Origin of the sequence: Rummeliibacillus pycnus (assembly GCF_050459865.1) — a bacterium.
Classification (GTDB): Bacteria; Bacillota; Bacilli; order Bacillales_A; family Planococcaceae; genus Rummeliibacillus; species Rummeliibacillus pycnus_B.
In genome coordinates this window covers 1-18,058 of record NZ_JBCMNM010000016.1, presented here as the reverse complement: position 1 = coordinate 18,058, position 18,058 = coordinate 1, and the positions used below count along the sequence as shown (strand labels likewise).

18 protein-coding genes, 4 tRNA genes and 1 other RNA gene are annotated in these 18,058 nt (G+C 34.7%); 5 read left to right on the top strand and 18 right to left on the bottom strand.

Translation table 11 applies throughout. From position 1 onward, the window contains the following. Window positions 1-86: 86 nt before the first annotated feature. The 4 genes from ABE048_RS03905 to ABE048_RS03890 all read right to left on the bottom strand — a co-directional run bounded on the left by ABE048_RS03905 (window position 87) and on the right by ABE048_RS03890 (window position 4,297). Window positions 87-899 (bottom strand): LysM peptidoglycan-binding domain-containing protein, encoded by an 813-nt coding sequence (locus ABE048_RS03905; protein WP_430309255.1) that lies wholly within the window; start codon window positions 897-899, stop codon window positions 87-89. A gap of 715 nt (window positions 900-1,614) precedes the next feature. Further along, complete coding sequence (locus ABE048_RS03900) at window positions 1,615-1,983, bottom strand: helix-turn-helix domain-containing protein (protein ID WP_430309254.1); 369 nt, start codon at window positions 1,981-1,983, stop codon at window positions 1,615-1,617. A 120-nt stretch (window positions 1,984-2,103) separates the two neighbouring features. Continuing rightward, complete coding sequence (locus ABE048_RS03895; RefSeq protein ID WP_430309253.1) at window positions 2,104-2,586, bottom strand: PaaI family thioesterase; 483 nt, start codon at window positions 2,584-2,586, stop codon at window positions 2,104-2,106. Window positions 2,587-3,172: 586 nt separating this feature from the next. Beyond that, window positions 3,173-4,297 carry a sensor histidine kinase gene (locus ABE048_RS03890; RefSeq protein ID WP_430309252.1) on the bottom strand — a complete coding sequence of 375 codons (1,125 nt, stop codon included), beginning with the start codon at window positions 4,295-4,297 and terminating at the stop codon, window positions 3,173-3,175. A 368-nt stretch (window positions 4,298-4,665) separates the two neighbouring features. Between ABE048_RS03890 and ABE048_RS03885 the strand changes: the two genes are divergently transcribed. After that, window positions 4,666-5,172, top strand: a complete 507-nt coding sequence (locus tag ABE048_RS03885) for a ferritin (protein WP_430309251.1) — start codon at window positions 4,666-4,668, stop codon at window positions 5,170-5,172. A gap of 102 nt (window positions 5,173-5,274) precedes the next feature. Here the strand turns inward: ABE048_RS03885 and ABE048_RS03880 are convergent, their stop codons facing one another. Further along, window positions 5,275-5,778, bottom strand: a complete 504-nt coding sequence (locus tag ABE048_RS03880) for a hypothetical protein (protein WP_430309250.1) — start codon at window positions 5,776-5,778, stop codon at window positions 5,275-5,277. Window positions 5,779-5,870: 92 nt separating this feature from the next. On the opposite strand from ABE048_RS03880, the gene ABE048_RS03875 reads away from it, so the two are divergent. Continuing rightward, window positions 5,871-7,868 carry a penicillin-binding transpeptidase domain-containing protein gene (locus ABE048_RS03875; RefSeq protein WP_430309249.1) on the top strand — a complete coding sequence of 666 codons (1,998 nt, stop codon included), beginning with the start codon at window positions 5,871-5,873 and terminating at the stop codon, window positions 7,866-7,868. 170 nt (window positions 7,869-8,038) lie between these two features. Here the strand turns inward: ABE048_RS03875 and ABE048_RS03870 are convergent, their stop codons facing one another. Next, window positions 8,039-8,476, bottom strand: coding sequence for a hypothetical protein (locus tag ABE048_RS03870; RefSeq protein WP_430309247.1), 438 nt, complete (start codon window positions 8,474-8,476; stop codon window positions 8,039-8,041). A 260-nt stretch (window positions 8,477-8,736) separates the two neighbouring features. On the opposite strand from ABE048_RS03870, the gene ABE048_RS03865 reads away from it, so the two are divergent. After that, a complete protein-coding gene (locus ABE048_RS03865; RefSeq protein ID WP_430309307.1) occupies window positions 8,737-9,366 on the top strand; it encodes a YfbR-like 5'-deoxynucleotidase in 630 nt (209 codons plus the stop codon). 88 nt (window positions 9,367-9,454) lie between these two features. On the opposite strand, the gene ABE048_RS03860 is transcribed toward ABE048_RS03865, so the two are convergent. The 3 genes from ABE048_RS03860 to ABE048_RS03850 all read right to left on the bottom strand — a co-directional run bounded on the left by ABE048_RS03860 (window position 9,455) and on the right by ABE048_RS03850 (window position 10,567). Further along, entirely contained in the window at window positions 9,455-9,949 is a 495-nt protein-coding gene (locus ABE048_RS03860) for a flavin reductase family protein (protein WP_430309246.1), read from the bottom strand. Window positions 9,950-9,968: 19 nt separating this feature from the next. Further along, the gene (locus tag ABE048_RS03855) at window positions 9,969-10,184 is read right to left on the bottom strand and encodes a hypothetical protein (RefSeq protein WP_430309245.1); all 216 of its coding nucleotides are present in this window, start codon (window positions 10,182-10,184) and stop codon (window positions 9,969-9,971) included. Between the two features lie 188 nt (window positions 10,185-10,372). After that, window positions 10,373-10,567 (bottom strand): nitroreductase family protein, encoded by a 195-nt coding sequence (locus ABE048_RS03850; RefSeq protein ID WP_430309244.1) that lies wholly within the window; start codon window positions 10,565-10,567, stop codon window positions 10,373-10,375. 324 nt (window positions 10,568-10,891) lie between these two features. Between ABE048_RS03850 and ssrS the strand changes: the two genes are divergently transcribed. Beyond that, a non-coding RNA gene (ssrS, locus tag ABE048_RS03845) (6S RNA) lies at window positions 10,892-11,085 on the top strand. 278 nt (window positions 11,086-11,363) lie between these two features. On the opposite strand, the gene ABE048_RS03840 is transcribed toward ssrS, so the two are convergent. The 4 genes from ABE048_RS03840 to ABE048_RS03825 form a co-directional block, all read right to left on the bottom strand. Further along, window positions 11,364-12,686: a TIGR00366 family protein gene (locus ABE048_RS03840; protein ID WP_430309242.1), complete on the bottom strand. Its 1,323-nt coding sequence runs from the start codon at window positions 12,684-12,686 to the stop codon at window positions 11,364-11,366. Window positions 12,687-12,804: 118 nt separating this feature from the next. Continuing rightward, window positions 12,805-13,989 (bottom strand): acetyl-CoA C-acetyltransferase, encoded by a 1,185-nt coding sequence (locus ABE048_RS03835; protein ID WP_430309241.1) that lies wholly within the window; start codon window positions 13,987-13,989, stop codon window positions 12,805-12,807. 172 nt (window positions 13,990-14,161) lie between these two features. Next, window positions 14,162-14,815, bottom strand: a complete 654-nt coding sequence (locus tag ABE048_RS03830) for a 3-oxoacid CoA-transferase subunit B (RefSeq protein WP_430309240.1) — start codon at window positions 14,813-14,815, stop codon at window positions 14,162-14,164. A gap of 26 nt (window positions 14,816-14,841) precedes the next feature. Continuing rightward, a complete protein-coding gene (locus tag ABE048_RS03825; protein WP_430309238.1) occupies window positions 14,842-15,543 on the bottom strand; it encodes a CoA transferase subunit A in 702 nt (233 codons plus the stop codon). Window positions 15,544-15,676: 133 nt separating this feature from the next. Here ABE048_RS03825 and ABE048_RS03820 point away from each other — a divergent pair, with 133 nt between their 5' ends. Beyond that, window positions 15,677-16,576, top strand: coding sequence for a LysR family transcriptional regulator (locus ABE048_RS03820; RefSeq protein ID WP_430309237.1), 900 nt, complete (start codon window positions 15,677-15,679; stop codon window positions 16,574-16,576). Between the two features lie 140 nt (window positions 16,577-16,716). On the opposite strand, the gene trhA is transcribed toward ABE048_RS03820, so the two are convergent. The 5 genes from trhA to ABE048_RS03795 all read right to left on the bottom strand — a co-directional run bounded on the left by trhA (window position 16,717) and on the right by ABE048_RS03795 (window position 18,032). Next, window positions 16,717-17,358, bottom strand: coding sequence for a PAQR family membrane homeostasis protein TrhA (gene trhA, locus ABE048_RS03815; RefSeq protein WP_430309235.1), 642 nt, complete (start codon window positions 17,356-17,358; stop codon window positions 16,717-16,719). 350 nt (window positions 17,359-17,708) lie between these two features. Continuing rightward, window positions 17,709-17,780 (bottom strand) — tRNA-Glu (locus ABE048_RS03810). Window position 17,781: 1 nt separating this feature from the next. After that, window positions 17,782-17,858 (bottom strand) — tRNA-Asn (locus ABE048_RS03805). A gap of 9 nt (window positions 17,859-17,867) precedes the next feature. Beyond that, window positions 17,868-17,944: transfer RNA gene (locus ABE048_RS03800), tRNA-Ile, on the bottom strand. A gap of 4 nt (window positions 17,945-17,948) precedes the next feature. Then, window positions 17,949-18,032 (bottom strand) — tRNA-Tyr (locus ABE048_RS03795). Window positions 18,033-18,058: the final 26 nt, after the last annotated feature.

The following is an 18,058-nucleotide window of genomic DNA, read 5'->3' as shown; positions in this document are numbered from 1 at the left end:
AAATAAAAAACCACGCTTAATGTTTTTTCACATTAAGCGTGGTTTATATTAATCTGGGGAGTTAGAAACATAAGAATATGATTTACTTAATCTAATACTTTAATCGTAACTGTGCGTACGCCCCATTTATTAGCTTGGCCATTAGTAGCCATTAACAAATCAATTCTATTTCCTTTGATTGCACCACCAGTATCGCCAGCGATTGCTGTACCGTAGCCTTCAACCCATACTTTTGATCCTAATGGAATGACTCTAGGGTCAACTGCGATTACTTTCATATTCGGATTTGCTTTTACATTAATACCCGTTGCAGTTACACCTGAGCAGCCAGCGCAATTTGGTGTATAAGCTGTTGCTGTTACAGTCATTGTCTTCCCTGACGATGGCTGTTCAGACTGATTAGTTGATGGTTGTGCATTAGTAGATTGCGTATTTGTTGTTTGTGTATTTGTTGTTTGCGTATTTGTTGTTTGCGTTTTAGCTGGTGTTTGATCATTTGAAACAGAAGCAACTTTCGCATTATCTGAATCTCCTGTTAAAGCAAGTGTTTGATTTACATAGATTAAATCACTAGTAAGATTATTATAAGCTTTTAAATCTTGTACAGAAACTCCTGTTTTAAGTGAAATCTTATATAAAGTATCACCTTTATTAATTTTATATGTTTTAGCCTTATCATCTTTTGTAGGGCTAACTTCTAGTTGTTGTGAAGGAACGATTAAATCTGAATTTAATTTATTCCAAATTTTCAAATCTTGAACAGATACATCTTGATCTTGAGAGATATTCCAAAGTGTATCACCTTTTTCCACTTTGTAACTAGCAGCAGATGCTTGAGATGTCAAAGCTGCTGTACTTAGTGCAAAAACACCTGCTAGTGCAATTAAATATTTTTTCATCGTTAAAAAACGACCTCCTTTGTACTAACACGACTAACTTTACCATCGTCACATGTCATAACTATTTCTAATCGATGTACACCATGTGACAATCGTGTTACATTCTTTGCCAATTTTCTGATATCTTATACATAACTATTAATATTTTTTTTTAGATATTTTCAAAACTATTGATATGACTGAGTTAATTACGCGTGGAATATATTAACTTTTCGCGAAAAATAATTAGTATATTTTTTACAGGGAAGGTTGTCATTTCATTTTATTCGCTAAAATATTTTTAAAAAAAGCTGAAAAAAGGGTGGAATTATGTGAAAAACCCTCTTTTTCACCTTGAAATATTACAAAAAACCTTCTCTATTTTGGGAAAATTTCTATTTTATAGGATTTATATTTTATGAAAATACAACTATCGTTTTTCATCTCATTGAAGTAATAGTTTTGACTTCCTTCTTTATGGAAAATACATTCATGTCCCCAAAAGCAGACAAAAATAATTTTATAGTCCTTTCTCAAAGTTGAGATATGACATCAAAAATATCTACCTCTTCCGTATCGAGCATTCACCCCCACTTAAAATACAAAAAAGAGTTATACAAAAGAAAACCTTTTGTATAACTCCTCACGATTAAATTATTATAACGTTATCAGTCCAGTATCTAATTAGAAACGAAAAACTTCGCTCTATTTACTATTAAAATTATCAATTTTACTTCTATAAAGAGACTTCTTTTTGCATTGCTTTTAGTTCAGCTAAAGTATAAAGTTCCCATAAGTCTTTTTTATCTAGTTCATGTAATAAAACACTTAAATCATTTAAAATAGCATTGCGCTTTTTAGGAAACACCTTTTCCCCTTTTGATGGTATTTCTTCTAGCATATTGAGTAACAATTCATCAGCAGATACTTGTAGGATATTGCTAAGTTTAACGATCCAGCTTGCGGATGGTACACTTTCTCCCATTTCCCAACTTTTAATACGGCTTGCAGATGTACCAATTGCTTTTCCTAACGATAGCATGGAATACCCATTTTGAATACGTAACTCTTTTAATTTTTCACCAAAATCTTGTGGATTAAACATTCGCCATCTCTCCCTTGTGTTAAATCAGACTGATGTCAAGCGCTTCATTATGTCTGAAATTTTGAAATAGTATTTTCAAAAATGACTTGCTCAAGAATTAATTTTAAACTAAATTTTTACCTAGCTTTTCAAAAAGCTTTTAGGCATGACAACAGCTACTACTTCAGCATTTGCTACATGAAGATCATTTGCAAAAACTTGAATCATCACTTTAAATTTCTTAGGATGAATCTCTTCAACCTTACCAATCGCCTTTAAAAGCACCCCTTGTGGCGTTGGCATTAGATAGTCAACATGTAAAGAGGCCGTAACGAAGCGTGGTGGTTCTACTCCAACACCTGGTTCGTGACCATTTTTTCGGTGCAATGCTAATGAAGCTGACCCAGTACCGTGGCAATCTATAAAAGAGGCTAAAAAACCTCCATACACAAAACCTGGTATTGCAGTAAACTTTTTGTCCGGATGAATGTAGGAAATTGTTTGGTCCTTTTCCCAAACAGTTCTAACATGAATGCCCTCATCATTTAGACGGCCGCATCCATAACACCAAGCAAAATCGTCCGCATAATCATCTTGAATTGCTTTAATATCGTCCTTATACATGCCACATTCAACCTTTCTGTATAAAATAATCTTTACACTATTTACATTTCGACATCAATCAAAATGAATCCTTTTCTTTTTAGTGAATTTTTAACCTTAAAAAGAAAACATAATCCTAAAGCAGAAAAAAAGGTATTCAAAGAAACTTTTGGATACCTCTTCTATGCCTATATTTTTTTCTGCGAAAAGTAAGCTCTGAAAAAATGTTATTGCTTAGATTATTCATATTGATCTATTTAAATAGACGAACAAAGCTGACATGATCGAATTTGTTGCACTTTAATGATCAGATTTGAATGTTCCGCTACAGACAGGCGCTTTCCACGGGCTTTGCTTCAATCTCCTCGTCAATATGTTGAAGGCACTTAAAAAGTACAAATAGATAAAAACTTGTATAACTATCTATATTGATGTGGAATTAGCGAAGACTCCTGCGGGAAAGCGAGCTAGACGAGACCCCACAGCGCAGCGAGGAGGCTCGTCAGTTCGCCCGCGGAAAGCGAAGCTAATTCCACATCATGTATAAACCAGACTACTACTATAAAAATTTGTATTTAAACACTTTTTCAGTACCCAGAATTCAGAATCAATTATTCTTATGAGCAATAACAATCGGAACGGTAATTCTTACTTTTGTTCCATTATGACTTTGTACTTCTAACTCACCGTTTACAAATTCTACGCGTTCTCTCATACCGTTTAATCCATTGCTCGAGGGCTTTTTACAGTTATTTGATAGCCCAATCCCATTATCCCAAATAATCATTTCTATAAAATCAGCAGTTTGCAAAATAGCTATTGTACATTCTGTAGCCTGACTATGACGCACTACATTATTGACTGCTTCTTTTAAACACATACTCAATGAGTTGCTAAGCATTGTTGGTAACTTATCAAACTGTGGATTTCCTTCGATGGTTAATTTTATACCGGCTGCGTTAATTATTTGCTGCACATGCATTAGTTCTTCTTGTAACTTAACATTCTTCATATTCGATACCATTTCACGTACTTCTTTCAATGCAATACTTGAGGTCTGCCGAATATCTTGTAGTTCTTGAATAGCCGCTTTTGGATCCTTTTCTACTAAACGAACAGCCAAATCGCTTTTCAGGCCAATCATGGACAGTTTTTGTCCTAACGTATCATGTAAATCTCTTGCAATTCGTTGTCTTTCTTCATATACGCTTAATTCTGAAATTCGTGCGTTTGCTGTTTCTAATGCACCTTCAAGTTTTTTACTCTTACTTTCACTATAAAGATAAAATGGCCCCAAAATTGCACTAAACAAAATCACTACTATTAAAGGAAGCTCTTGAACGAACAAATCTGTCTCGATAAAGAACCCACCAATAACTGCGCCAACAGTCATCGCAATATGAAGACCATACATAATGTAAAATCCTACTGTATGGTGGATTTTCCCTATAGAAAATGCTGTAAAAAAGGAAAAATATATATATCCAAATAATACTGTCATCACAGCATTGATCATCATACCGAAAGCAATCCACATATATACAAGCCCATTTGTAGCGCTATAGGCAAAGCGGAAGCATATTAAATACATGATTAAAACTGCAAGAGCAATAGATCCTTCAAGCTTTGATGATGAATGAAAAATTAAATAAAACGGGATAAAGCAAAAAGCAATCCATGCTACCCAACTCATCACTGGATTTTTTGGAAAGACACTATACCATTTTGTCACGATTACTACTCACCGCCTTTTAGTTGTTTCTATTATAGCAAAGTCTGCGTGCATCAAAAATCCTCGAGAAGAAGTTTAATTACTAGCACTTCCTATTCAAACAACCTAGATAACTTGTATCAGAATTTACATCAACTTTTCCATTAGACTAATATCGACATAATTATTTCTCAGGAAATTTTTTTTGATAAAATCCATACAAATAATAGCAATTATTGATGGGATTTGGCTTCAGAATATATGAAAATGTACAAAAATCATACAAAATTCGATAACTATTCAATATTTTTTTGAATGAACTTTTACATCAGTTGTATACTAGAAGCATGATGAATTAATAGAATTAGCTAATCCAAGGAGGAAAATCCATGTTATCCGAAACTCTACACAATGCACTAAACGATCAAATGAACTTTGAATTTTATTCAGCACATACTTATTTAGCAATGGCAGCGTATTGCACTAGTGAAAACTATGATGGTTTTGCAAACTTCTTTTTAGTACAAGCTGAAGAAGAGCGATTCCACGCGATGAAATTGTATAACTTTATAAATGATATGGGCTATCGTGCCACAATCCAAGGATTTGAAAGTCCAGAAAATGATTTTTCATCTGTTTTAGAATCATTTAAAATTGCACTTTTACATGAAAAAGAAGTAACTCGTCGAATCTATGAACTTTCTGATATTGCACTAGATGAACGCGAACATGCGACTATGGCATTCTTAAAATGGTTCATCGACGAACAAGTTGAAGAAGAAGCCACAATAGATACACTTATCCATAAATTCGAACGGATCGTAAATGATTCTAATGCCATCTTTATGTTAGATGCTGAATTAGCTGGACGTACATTTACAGCTCCTGAAGTGTAAAAACAAAGAAAAAGCATGATGCAATTGAGGATATCTTATCCAAGCATCATACTTTTTCTTTTTCATTTATATGTTTGAATGGGAACTACTTAAATTGTTCTTTCATTTCAAATCGCTTAATAATTTTTGTGTATTCTCTGATTGCTCAAAAACTTTATTTTGTTCAGGCCAATAGATTATATAGGTTTTACCTTTTACATCAAACAAAAACGGCTGTATTTGCTTAGAAACAGATTGATTTTTGCTTGTTAGACGTAATATTTCAACTGAATAAAGTTCGGTATCTCCCTTTTTATAAGTAATTGTATAATCCGGATTATCCGCAAATAATTTACGGTCAACCTTTTCTAATTTCTCAATATGGCTTAATGGATATTGCTCCTTATATTTATCTGCTTCCTTTTTTGTAGAAAAAACAATTTTGTCTATATTATTTTTTACCTCGATTTGATTGACGGCTTGTTGTTCATTAATAATCACATTTATTTGTTGCTTATGCTCTTTTTCTTTATACGCTGTCCACCCTAAAACAATGAGCACAACCGCTATCAGGATAAGCCCTATTCTGTTTTTCCTCATAAAGTATCCTCTTTCTACTGTTAACATTGGCATTTTCTTTCATTTTACCATTAATAATTCTTTCTATTATACTTTTAGCTATACTTAATTGATAATAACTATAAGGAGGGGGATTAAACTTGAAAAGAAAATCACTACTAATTAGCATTATTGTAGTAGTTATCATTGCTATATTTGGTGGCTCTTATTATATGGCACAGCAAAATGATGAACAAAAGGCTGAACAAAAAGCAAAAAAATTTGTTAAAACCATAACCGAACAACAATTTGAACAATTACCTTCACTTGTATCCAATGATGCACTAATCAAATACAAATATGACAAGCAAACACTGATTAATAAATATGCAAATATTTTTAATGGCATTGGTGCAGAAAATGTGAGGGCTAGTAACTTCGCTATTTCTAAGATTAAAAGAGGTCAATACGAATTTACTTATAAATTGAATTTAGCAACAGCCCTTGGCAACATGCCTACTCTTTCTTATAAAGGAAAACTTATAAAACAAGGCAAGGACTTTGTTGTTGACTGGAACCCAGAACTGATTTTCCCGCACATGGAAGCAACCGATAAAATTTCTTATATAGAAGAGGACGCTATTCGAGGCAAAATTCTTGATAAACATGGCAATGAACTCGCAACAAATGCTCAATTTCGACAAGTTGGAATTATTCCAAAAGAACTTGGAGAAGGACCGAAGAAAGAAGAAAATTTAAATGCAATTGCAAAACAATTTGATATGTCCCTTAAAGATATCGAAGCAAGGCTTAATCAAAAATGGGTTAAAGAAGATTTATTTGTTCCATTAAAAGTAATTGATAATGCAAAAATAAAGAAGATGACGGGTGTACAGTATCAAGCAGTGAATATCCGTTACTATCCCCTTGCAGAAGCGGCTTCAACAATGATTGGTTATACAGGGAAAGTAACGCAAGAAGATCTTAAAAAAGATGCAACTCTTTCTGCCAATGCAGTTATCGGTAAAAGCGGCTTAGAAAGAGCTTATGATAAAGAATTACGTGGTAAAAATGGCGGTAAAATTTCTTTAATAGATCAAGATGGTAAAGTCAAAGAAGTATTACTTGAAGCCTATCGTGAAGACGGTAAAGATATTCAATTAACAATAGATTCTGATACACAATTAAAAGCGTATGATGTACTTCAGAACGCTGCGGGTGCCTCTGTCATCATGCAACCTAAAACTGGCGAGCTACTTGCACTAGTGAGCAAGCCTTCCTATGATCCAAACAAAATGATTCGAGGCATTTCGCAAAAAGAATACGACGCCTATTTAAATGATGAACAAAAACCATTTACGAATCGTTTTACACAACGATTTGCACCTGGCTCTACGCTGAAAACTGTTACAGCAAGCGTTGCACTTGATGCAGGTACTTTAACAACCAAAAAAGTTCGTACAATCAATGGACTAAAATGGCAAAAGGATAAATCTTGGGGCAATTATTTTGTAACACGTGTATCAAATGTTCCAAAAGTAAATTTGCAAACAGCCTTGGTTTACTCAGATAATATTTTCTTTGCACAAGAAGCGTTAGAAATGGGCGAAGATGTATTACGAAAAGGATTCAATAAATTTATATTCGGTGAAAAATTAGATTTACCATTTGATATGAATCCCGCCCAAATTTCAAACAAAGAATCCTTTAAATCCGATATCCTTTTAGCTGATACAGCCTATGGACAAGGCCAAGTATTGATGTCCCCAATTCAACAAGCTATTACGTATAGTGCTTTTGCAAATAACGGAAAAGTTGTTTATGCACATTTATTAAAAGAACAAAAAACAAAGACAAAAGATGCTGTCAGTGCAACATCAGCCAAAATCGTCAAAAATGCAATGATGCAAGTTATACAAAATGCAAATGGTACGGCACATAGCTTAAATGGAATTAGCCCTACTTTGGCAGCTAAAACAGGGACAGCCGAATTAAAACAAACCCAAGGAACTGAAGGCCAAGAAAATAGCTTTATCGTTGCATTTGATACGAAAGCAAACCATGAATTCTTGGTATTATCTGTTGTTGAGGACCATAAAAAAGTAGGAAAAACAGCTACAGAACTTGCAAAACCATTAATTCAGGAGTTAGAAAAGTAAGCTTTGAACTTCTTTAATTTTGAATAGACCGAGGAGGCTCGTTGGCTTACCCACCAAGCCTGCATAACTAATAGCAGGTTTGTATATGAAATTAGTAATACAATCGTTTTCCGTGCCCTCAATTTGAAAAGGGATGCCACAGAATTTATTTTTGAGGCATCCCTTTATATTTACCATAGAGCTGGTTTCGTTACCATAAACCAAAGCATGATTAATAATAATATTGTATAGATCCAAACCGATTTGGTTAATTTATCTATAAAGTATTTATGATCATATTGAGGTGTATTAAATGTTCTCATCGTTGGTTTAAAGGCTCTTGCTAAGAACACGAGTGAGAGGATTAACAAAGTAATTGTCATTAAGATGAATGGGGATGTGAGTGAATAACCTCCACTCCATAAAATGTATATCCCTGATAGTATAAGTACATGACCTGAATGCTTCACTATTTGAATAGCAAGTGAGAACGTAGTTACATATGCTGTCATCTCTTCATGTGACTTTGCTAGTTTCATTTTCTTTAGCATTGGAATGAGAACAAAAAATGGCCCAATTGATAAAATTGCACTTATAATATGTATATAAATTACTGTTGAATAAAGCATAAATAGGCTTCCTTTTCTATTTTATTTCTTATTTCAACAATATAGTATTTCATAAATACAAACAATCAACAATAAGGTGAACATACATTTTCCGTATTGTAAATGCAATGTAAAGATACCCCATGTTATTTGTAAATACCTAAATTGTGTACGAATAATATTATATAATTACGGTATCAAGAAGTAATTAGTGGACATCCTAATCACATTCTTGGTAAAGTAGCATACAATAAATAAAAGTTTAAAGGGAGAGGATTTTTATAGGAATCCATAAGTTTTTTACAAGTTTAAATGATTTAGAACGTATCATACGTTGCCCAGGTCGCTTCAAATTTGAAGAGCATAATGTAGCAGCGCATTCTTGGAAAGTATCACAATACGCCATGTTTTTTGGGACAATTGAAGAAATGAATGGTGCAATTATCAACTGGAAATCATTATATGAAAAGACCATCAATCACGATTTTGCTGAAGTATTTATTGGTGATATTAAAACGCCGGTAAAACACGCATCACCTGAGTTAAAACAAATGATTTCACATGTAGAAGAGAAAATGATGGAAAAATTTATTTTCAACGAAATTCCAGAAGAGTTCCAAGAGGTATTCTTTGATCGTATGAAAGAAGGAAAAGATGCAACCGTCGAAGGTAGATTGCTCGAATTTGCAGATAAGCTGGATCTATTTTATGAGGCATTTGCAGAGCTTAAACGAGGAAATACCGACAAAGAATTCGTTAGTATGTATCAAGAAGGACTTAAAAAACTATTAGTTATTCCATTACCATCGAGTGTTGATTATTTTAAAAACGTTATTTTGGCAGATGTCATTACTGAAAAAACACCAGTTGATATTACTGCACTGACTGAAGAAGTATTATCAGAAGCTTAAGCCTTCATAATAAGGCATATGCTTTTTTATTTTACCCAAAAATAAACCGCAAACAATCTAACAAGTAATTGCTTGCAGTTTAACTGTTCTATATTGTTTGGTAAAAGGTTTTAGGAATTTCCCCAACACTACGTTGATGATAAAGCAATGGTGCTTTGTCAGCGTTCAGAATATTTATAACTTGACCTATCAATATCACGTGATCCCCTGCTTCTATCTGCTGAACATTTTTACATTCTAATATTGAAGCTGTATTCGCTAATATCGGCAAATTATTCACTGAACGTTGCCATTCACACTGTGCGAAGCGATCTACTACCCTACTTGAGAAAAGGAAGCAAAGTTTTTCTTGATCACTGGCTAAAATATTTACGGCGAATTTTTCTGTGCTCATAAAATCCTCTAACGACTTTGATTTTTTATCAATAGACCACAGAATTAATAATGGATCCAGTGAAACTGAAGCAAATGAATTAACAGTTAGACCAATTGGTTTGTTTTCTTTATCAAAAGTTGTAACTACCGTTACACCTGTTGGATAATTTCCTAATGCCTTTTTAAACTCTTCCTGTTGTTGAGCCATTTTGCATCTTCCCTTCTAATTATTTTGCGATGATAACTCTTTCTTCAACTGGTTGAATTTCTTTTTCATTTGGCAATAAAGTTGGTGAGCCAAATGGCATTTCCGCTATAAGTTGCCAACTATCTTGAATTCCCCATTGTTGTTTTTGTGTTGTTGAAAATTCAGGATAATAGTGTTGCAAACTTGCTCCAAATCCTTCACTTTCTAGAGTAGTCCAGACAAGATATTGAATCATTCCCACTCCTTGATGAGACCAAATTGGGAATTGATCTGCCAAATCAGCAAATTATCTTGGAAGGATCCAATTACTTGCTGATCTTCAAAAAATAAAATGGTTCCATGGTCATTTGCAAAGCCTTCAAAGCGTTTCTTATTACGCTCATATCTTTCTTCCGTTAGCCCATCTTTAATTTCTTCAAAAGCTTACTTCCAGAATTCTTCATTATAATCCCCAAGTGAAACAAATAATCGGCCTGATTGTGAATTAAATGCAGAAGGTACACTTGTTATAGCAATATGTAGTACCTCTTGCAAACGTTCATCAGAAATGACAAAATCATCAGATAAGCCATATATAGACCGTCTACCCTCTACTGCTTCATAGAAACTCTTTGTCACAGTAGTTCCTCCCTATTCCTTTCGATGCATTGCGTACATTGTATTTAATCTTTTCTATTAATCCGTTTTTGAATGACTTAATATATGTGTATGGTAGGTGCTATACAATAAAACACAGTTAGTTTATAAGGATAATAAACTATATGCTGATAGGGTTTATTCTAACATTAGAGTATTCACTTTACAATAATCATTTGTTAAAATTTTTTAAATATTCAATCAATGTTTTTTTTGCCATTAGATCACTAAATAAGTGGCATTTATTCCCGTAATATATGAAGTGTTCTTTCTTGCAGATTAATCATTCATGCAGTAATATAAGAATACAAGCTGCGTTGTTCGTAATAATATAAAGTTTTAACCTTTGAGCTGTAATAGGGAGTTTTAATTGAGTACGGACTGGTATGCCGCGTTCCACGTTAATGCGGACGAACATGAAATGCTCTGCGAACACCCACTTTGAGGAGTGGTGGTTTAAAACTTTCAGTATTTTAAATTACGGCAAAGGCGGCTTATTAAATCGCTTACTATCAACGTTTTTAACGTTCAAGCACTTACCGAATGGTAAGTGCTTTTTAGTTTGTCGCTACTTTTACATTATTATTGTCATTAGGTAAAAAACACATTTCAATTGCTTTTATTTTTACTTCTTACAGATACCTTACTCTTGTCCCCATTAGAAAAAGCATCTCTAAAGGAATAATTAAGTAACCATTACCCGAATTCCTTAAAAGATGCTTTTTATTTTGTATACCCCAGTGGAATCAGTTCATTTTATAGGTCAGTGCTTTTTCTATTAGAAGAAATATAACCCTATTAAGAAAATAACTCCTGAATAAAGCAGTGCCGTTATACAGAAGCCCATAATATCTCGAGCTTTAAGTCCTGCAATTGCTAGAGCTGGTAATGCCCAGAAAGGTTGAACCATATTCATCCAAGCTTCTCCGTAGGCAATTGCCATTGCGGCTTTACCTAAGTCAGCGCCCATTGCCTGTGCAGCTGGGATAACAAACGGTGCTTGTACTACCCAATGTCCACCACCTGATGGAACTGCTAAATTAATAATCCCTGAACTAAAGAAAGTTAGTATTGGGAATGTATCTTTATTTGATATATCAATAAAGAAATTAGTAATGGCTCCTCCTAATCCTGATTGTTCCATCATCATTTGGATACCTGCATAAAACGGAAATTGTACTAAGATACCCGCTGTTCCTCCTATAGCTCCTTTAACTGCACGCATATAGGACATTGGTGTCCCGTGTAGAATAATACCAAGAACAAAGAAAAGAAGGTTAACAATATTAATATTTATGTTAAAACCATTTTTCATGAAATAATAAACAATATAGACTATCCCTAATAACCCAATTACATAAGCTAGTATTCTACTCTCTTCTAATTTTTCAGCAATAGTTGCATTAGAGGGTAATTTTCTAGCTGTAGGTGGTTCTTCTTTTAATAGTTCAGGGTCAATAGCTACTATTTCGTTTTCTGGCTTCATCATTAATTTAGTTAAAAACGGTAAAGTAATTAGTAATGCTACTGTTATAAAGATATTAAAAGGTGTTAACAAAGTGTCAGAAATCGGAATAAGTCCAGCTGTCTTCTCCATTGGATTTCCTGGTGTGGCAGCTGTCAATGGAACAGAGCCAGATAAACCACCATGCCACGTTAAGAAACCTATATATGCACTAGCAATCAATAATCGATAATCTACTTTTGGAATACGTCGTGCTACTTCACGTGCAAATAATGCACCTACAACTAATCCAAATCCCCAGTTAATAATACTGCATAAGGAAGACATGAACGTAACAAGCATTACCCCTTGTACAGGTGTTTTCGCAAGAGAAGCAATTTTCCCCATCCATTTTCGTAATAATGGTGAACTTGCTAATGCATGTCCCGTCACAAGTACTAATGCCATTTGCATTGAGAAAGCAAGAAGACCCCAGAAACCGTCTCCCCACATTTGTACCATATCCATCGGTGTGCTTGGAGTAATGAAAACACCAAGGAAAAAAATAAGAATGGTTAAAATCATAGCAAAAACGAGTGGATCTGGTAAATAGCGCTCAACCATTTTTGAAAAAAAGTTAGTAATAGATCCTACCATATTATTCCTCCATTTTGGAAAATCATTTTTTTTGTGCTAATTTCTTGTATAATGTTTTTGCTATGCTGAACAATATTGCCCAGAAACAAAATCATTTCACTGAAAATTTCCTCTGATGTTATTTCTCCATTTCAACAATCGTCGCAACTCCTTGACCACCACCAATACATAGTGTAGCTAATCCATAGTGGGAATTACGGCGTTGCATTTCATACAATAGAGTGACCAGTATACGAGCACCGCTAGCACCAATCGGGTGACCTAGAGCAACTGCACCACCATTAACATTCAATATTTCGCTTGGAATATTCAACTCTCTCCCTACTGCAAGCGATTGTGCAGCAAATGCTTCGTTTGCTTCAACAAGATCTATTTCATCAATTGTTAGTCTTGCTTTTTTTAGTGCCTTGTTTGTAGCTGGTACTGGTCCAATCCCCATAATTTTTGGGTCTACACCTGCAGATCCATTACCACGAATTACAGCCATTGGTTTAATACCTAGTTCATCTGCTTTTTCTCGACTCATTAATACTAATGCTGCCGCTCCATCATTAATACCTGATGCATTGCCTGCCGTTACAGTACCTTCTTTTTTAAAGGCTGGTTTTAATTTAGAAAGTGTATCAATAGTTACACCTTCACGAGGGAATTCATCTGTATCAAAAATAATTGGATTTCCCTTACGTTGCGGAATCTCAATCGGTACAATCTCAGCTTTAAATTTTCCAGCTTTGATTGATTTCTCCGTTTTTTGTTGGCTCCAAGCAGCAAATTCATCTTGCTCTTCTTTACTTATATTGTATTTTTCTGCTATATTTTCAGCAGTGATCCCCATGTGATAAGAATTAACAGAGCATTGTAAACCATCTAAAATCATACTGTCATGGATTTTCCCATCGCCCATACGATAACCTGAGCGACCTTTTGTTAGTAGGTAAGGTGCCATGCTCATATTTTCCATTCCACCTGCTACTACAACGTCAGCATCACCTGTTTGAATAGCTTGCGTAGCAAGATGTACAGCTTTCAACCCAGATCCACATAATTTATTAATCGCCATAGAAGTCACTTCAATAGGTAACCCCGCTTTAAGTGCAGCTTGTCGAGCAGGTCCTTGACCAAGACCAGCCTGAAGAACATTCCCCATGATTACTTCGTCCACTTGTTCTCCTTGAATCCCTGCACGATTTATAGCTTCTTTTATTACAATTGCCCCTAATTCTGTAGCAGGTGTATTATGTAAAGCCCCCATAAAGCTACCGAGGGCAGTTCTAACAGCACTTACAATAACAACATCTCGCATATGTCTATCCCCTTTGTTCAAACTTAATTCATACAAAAATTAGAAATTTAATAAGATTAATAATGTCATTTTCAAAAGTTATAATTGTTCTCTTCTAAAAAGAAAACCTAACAAAACTTTATCCGAATAGCTTTAATCAACATCCTCAATCTATAGTTCTTTTATATAAAAATCATCGTGCGACAATTAACTCAGAAGATATTGTAAAAGAAGCTTCTGTCTTTTCCTTTACTTCTTCAATAGAAACTCCTTCTTGTGTTTCGACTAGAATCATCCCATTCGGAGTAAAGTCGAAAACGGCTAAATCAGTAATTAATCGCTGTACAACTTGTTTCCCAGTTAGAGGTAATGTACATTCTTTTTTAACTTTTGACTCACCATGCTTATTTACGTGCTCCATTATGACAATTACCTTTTTCGCACCGTTCACAAGGTCCATTGCCCCGCCCATCCCTTTCACCATTTTTCCAGGGATCATCCAATTAGCTAAATCCCCTTGTTCAGATACTTCCATTCCACCTAGAATGGCTAAATCTATGTGTCCTCCTCGGATCATGGCAAATGATTCTGCACTATCAAAAAAAGAAGCACCTGGCACAGCTGTAACTGTTTCTTTGCCAGCGTTGATTAAATCAGGATCTTCCATTCCTTCAATTGGATAGGGACCAATGCCGAGAAGACCATTTTCAGATTGAAGTAAAACATTGAAATTAGTCGGAATTTCATTCGCAACAAGTGTTGGTATACCAATACCAAGATTTACATTCATACCATCTTCTACTTCCATAACGGCTCTTTTCACAATTTTAAGATGTGTATCATTCATCTTCGACACTCCATTCTATAAAAATATTAAGCTTTTACAACTGTGAGCTTCTCAATACGTTTATGATAACCAGTTCCAAGTAATAGTCGTTGTACATAAATACCTGGTAAATGAATTTCATCAGGATCTAATTCACCTGGTTCAACAATTTCCTCTACTTCTGCAATTGTTATTTTCCCTGCCATAGCTGCAATTGGATTAAAATTACGAGCAGTTTTTCGGAATACTAAATTTCCAAGTGTATCTGCTTTCCAAGCCTTAACAAGTGCAAAATCTCCAACAATCCCATGTTCAAGAAGATATGTTTTTCCTTCAAAATCCTTTGTTTCTTTACCTTCAGCTATTGGGGTACCAACTCCTGTTGCAGTATAGAACCCTGGAATTCCTGCACCACCAGCACGAATTCTTTCTGCAAGAGTACCTTGTGGAACCAATTCAACTTCTAATTCACCGCTTAAAAATTGTTGTTCGAATATTTTATTTTCACCTACATATGAGGCGATCATTTTCTTAATTTGATGATTTGCTAGTAATAATCCCAATCCCCAATCATCCACTCCGCAATTATTGCTAACAATGGTCAAATCTTTTGTTCCTTGTTCTTTAAGTGCTTGTATAGAATATTCAGGAATTCCAGAAAGCCCGAAGCCCCCAACAATTAAAGTAGAGCCATCTTCAATGTCAGAAACCGCTTCCAAAAATGAATTCATCACTTTACTTTTCTTCATATAACTACCCCTTTGCAATGTTTCTAAAATTCTGATTACTACATAATTTTAGTTTACAATCTGTATTTTTATAAGTAAAATTCATAATTAGAATAAATAGCATGAATATAGTGAATAAATCGGAGGGGAATATATGAATTTACGCGAGATACAGTTATTTATGAAAGTAGCGGACCATCAAAGTTTTACAAAAGCTGCTGAACATACTTACTTATCGCAGCCGTCACTAAGTAAAGTTGTCAAAAAACTTGAGGAAGAATTACAGGTAGAGCTGTTTGATCGCTCTACACGACACCTTAATCTTACAGATTCCGGAAAAATAGTATATCAACAAGGTCAAAAGTCGTTAGAATCCCTTTCTGAGCTAAAGATGCTATTAGATGAACTTAGAAATGTTAAAACAGGAAAAATAAAAATAGGCATACCCCCATTTGTAGGTACGGTCGTTTTCCCTAATATGGCTCTTCAGTTTCATTCAAAATATCCAAAAGTTTGGCTTCAGCTTGTCGAATTAGGTGCTAAACGAATTGTCCATCTTGTTGAAGATGGCAAAGTTGATTTGGGGATTAGTGTATTGCCTGTCGATGAGGAAAAACTAAATGTTTACCCGTTTATTTCAGAAGAATTTGTAGTGATTATTTATGATGACCATCCACTTGCTAGTAAAGAGGCATTGTATATTAGTGAATTAAAAAATGAAAATTTCATCCTATTTTCAGATGATTTTACATTACATGATTCTGTCATAAATGCTTGTAAAGAAAATGGATTTGAACCAAATGTTTCATACAAGACCTCTCAATGGGATTTAATCACAGAACTCATCTCAGCTAGAATGGGCATTGCCCTCTTGCCAAAGTCAGTCTTTTATAAACAAAACCATCCTAATGTCAAAATGATTCCTATAAAAGGTTATGTTTTTCTCTGGAGACTTGGCATAATCACTAAAAAAGACGCCTATCACTCTTTTGCAACAAGAGAACTACTAAAAATGCTTGTAGAGAAGCAGAATGAGCAAGAGCCTTCAGAATAAAGTTAAAAGCACTTTGAAAGTTAATCTAATAATACCTTTACTAATTTTTAATAGTAAAAAGGCACTGACTTTTTGTTCAGTGCTTTTTTATGTCTAACGAAATCATTTCTAAAAGACGCTGCTTTAAGATTTCGGGTAAATTAAATATAAAAATAAATACTTGCAAACATTGCCACACAGCCTCCCATGACAAAGATGTGCCAAATTGCGTGATTATACGAAATACGATTATTCTTGTAAAAATATGTGCCCGCTGTGTATATGATACCCCCGAGTAAAAGCACTAAAAAGCCTTTAATGGTGATGTGAGCGACAAGTGGCTTGTAGACGAAGACAATAAGCCAACCCATGCCAATATAAACAATTAAAGATAATGTTTTGAATCGATATACAAAGAACATCTTCATGACAATACCTATGATGGTCAAAATCCACTCAATCCAGAAAATAGTCCAGCCTGTAGAACCACCCACTGCTACAAGCGCAATCGGTGTATATGTACCCGCAATTAACAAGAAAATGGAACAATGATCCATCTTTTTGAAAAAACTTTTACGCATAGGAACACTATGATAAAGTGTTGAACTTAAGAATAAAAGCATCATCGAAATTCCAAATATTATGTAGCTAAACATTTCGATTTTCGATCCAGAAACATTCGCCTTTTGAATGAGTAAGATCAACCCAGGAATTGTTAGCATAAATGCAACTGCGTGAGTGAGAGCATTCCAAAATTCTTCCCTCTTACTGTAACTATTCTCAATACTTACGGTATGTGCCACTATAATCCCTTCTTTCTATATTTATTATTCAATATTTTGGATAATAAATATAGTACACGGTGTCATAATGATAATATGACACATATAATGTTGGATTTTCGGGAAAACATGATGTTGCGATGAAAGTAATCGGAGGCTTGTTAATTAAGAAATTTATTCAAATTGAAAAACATTGCAAGTATTTAATTAAAGGGTCATTTTTCTCAACTCTATATTCAATGAATGAATATGAAAATTATGTCCTAAATAGTTTCTGTGCCTCAATATTTGTATAATGCCTTGAAGTTTAAAACTAGATTGAAAAAGAAAAAATCCTTTAGAACTAAATAGTTCTAAAGGATTTTTTAATATGACCCCTACGAGATTCGAACTCGTGTTACCGCCGTGAAAGGGCGGTGTCTTAACCGCTTGACCAAGGGGCCATGGCTCCGAAGGCAGGACTCGAACCTGCGACCCTCTGATTAACAGTCAGATGCTGCTACCAACTGAGCTACTTCGGAATCATGTTATGGTGGGCCTAAATGGACTCGAACCATCGACCTCACGCTTATCAGGCGTGCGCTCTAACCAGCTGAGCTATAGGCCCATAATGGTGGAGGGGGGCAGATTCGAACTGCCGAACCCGAAGGAGCGGATTTACAGTCCGCCGCGTTTAGCCTCTTCGCTACCCCTCCGAAAACATGGTGCCGGCGAAAGGAGT

Excerpts from the sequence above, each read along its gene's own strand:
- ABE048_RS03905 (WP_430309255.1), bottom strand. The coding sequence starts at position 899 with ATGAAAAAATATTTAATTGCACTAGCAGGTGTTTTTGCACTAAGTACA.
- ABE048_RS03900 (WP_430309254.1), bottom strand. The coding sequence starts at position 1,983 with ATGTTTAATCCACAAGATTTTGGTGAAAAATTAAAAGAGTTACGTATT.
- ABE048_RS03895 (WP_430309253.1), bottom strand. The coding sequence starts at position 2,586 with ATGTATAAGGACGATATTAAAGCAATTCAAGATGATTATGCGGACGAT.
- ABE048_RS03885 (WP_430309251.1), top strand. The coding sequence starts at position 4,666 with ATGTTATCCGAAACTCTACACAATGCACTAAACGATCAAATGAACTTT.
- ABE048_RS03880 (WP_430309250.1), bottom strand. The coding sequence starts at position 5,778 with ATGTTAACAGTAGAAAGAGGATACTTTATGAGGAAAAACAGAATAGGG.
- ABE048_RS03870 (WP_430309247.1), bottom strand. The coding sequence starts at position 8,476 with ATGCTTTATTCAACAGTAATTTATATACATATTATAAGTGCAATTTTA.
- ABE048_RS03860 (WP_430309246.1), bottom strand. The coding sequence starts at position 9,949 with ATGGCTCAACAACAGGAAGAGTTTAAAAAGGCATTAGGAAATTATCCA.
- ABE048_RS03855 (WP_430309245.1), bottom strand. The coding sequence starts at position 10,184 with ATGATTCAATATCTTGTCTGGACTACTCTAGAAAGTGAAGGATTTGGA.
- ABE048_RS03840 (WP_430309242.1), bottom strand. The coding sequence starts at position 12,686 with ATGGTAGGATCTATTACTAACTTTTTTTCAAAAATGGTTGAGCGCTAT.
- ABE048_RS03835 (WP_430309241.1), bottom strand. The coding sequence starts at position 13,989 with ATGCGAGATGTTGTTATTGTAAGTGCTGTTAGAACTGCCCTCGGTAGC.
- ABE048_RS03830 (WP_430309240.1), bottom strand. The coding sequence starts at position 14,815 with ATGAATGATACACATCTTAAAATTGTGAAAAGAGCCGTTATGGAAGTA.
- ABE048_RS03825 (WP_430309238.1), bottom strand. The coding sequence starts at position 15,543 with ATGAAGAAAAGTAAAGTGATGAATTCATTTTTGGAAGCGGTTTCTGAC.
- ABE048_RS03820 (WP_430309237.1), top strand. The coding sequence starts at position 15,677 with ATGAATTTACGCGAGATACAGTTATTTATGAAAGTAGCGGACCATCAA.